General features: G+C 45.6%; 1 protein-coding gene and 1 pseudogene. Both read right to left on the minus strand.

The window, feature by feature from the left end; all coding sequences use genetic code 11:
- Positions 1 to 50: 50 nt before the first annotated feature.
- Positions 51 to 293 (minus strand): hypothetical protein, encoded by a 243-nt coding sequence (locus tag HMPREF2581_RS31610; protein ID WP_045176722.1) that lies wholly within the window; start codon positions 291 to 293, stop codon positions 51 to 53.
- 2 nt (positions 294 to 295) lie between these two features.
- A pseudogene (locus tag HMPREF2581_RS32845) lies at positions 296 to 699 on the minus strand (hypothetical protein); the annotation flags it as partial.

Raw genomic sequence — 699 nt, forward strand, 5'->3', positions numbered from 1 at the left:
TAGAGTAGGGAAAATAAATCTGTCCCCTTTATGGTCTCCCCTTTATGGTCCTAATCATTACTGAGCAAAGAGTTCCTTGCCAACCTCAGAGACTCCAGAAAATCATCCAATGGAACTCGTAAAACTGCATCCTTCAAGTCTGCAAATATCTCCAGTTCTAAGTTTTCTTTACCTTTATCTTGGTTGATCTGAGCAACTGGCTCACCTTTGTACTGAACCTCGGTCGTGAGATGCTCGTATCGTACATCACTAGAGCGCAGAATTTCAAAATCGGGATTTCGTTCGAGTTTCATAATCACAGTTTCGGATCAAGGAATGTAGAGAAGGAGCCATCACTGTTATAGCGTATGCCCCGACCATCAGGAACTCGAATTTCAAGCCCTCCTCGACTAAGGTTTGTGTACACAGCTTTCGGATCAGTGACTATTTCATCAACAATCTTCTGAGCCACTGAATTTTGATTTTCAATTCCGCCAGTAAGCTTTGGAAATGTTCCTGTCGCTCTTTGCCCGGATGCGTGTTTGGTAAGGGCTCTAGCAGCCTTAGTCAAACCTTCCTTGTTGATTGGTTCAGTTGCAGCAGCAACAAGGTCATTAGCAGTGCGTCCACCAAAATTCTGAAGAGCCGTTGCTGATCCTTTTGGCCCCCCACCCAGCTTACCCAAATCCCCCACTGCCCCGAGCTGCGAACTCATACTAC

Origin of the sequence: Pseudomonas sp. HMSC057H01 (assembly GCF_001836405.1) — a bacterium.
In the GTDB taxonomy this organism is placed as follows: Bacteria; Pseudomonadota; Gammaproteobacteria; order Pseudomonadales; family Pseudomonadaceae; genus Pseudomonas; species Pseudomonas aeruginosa.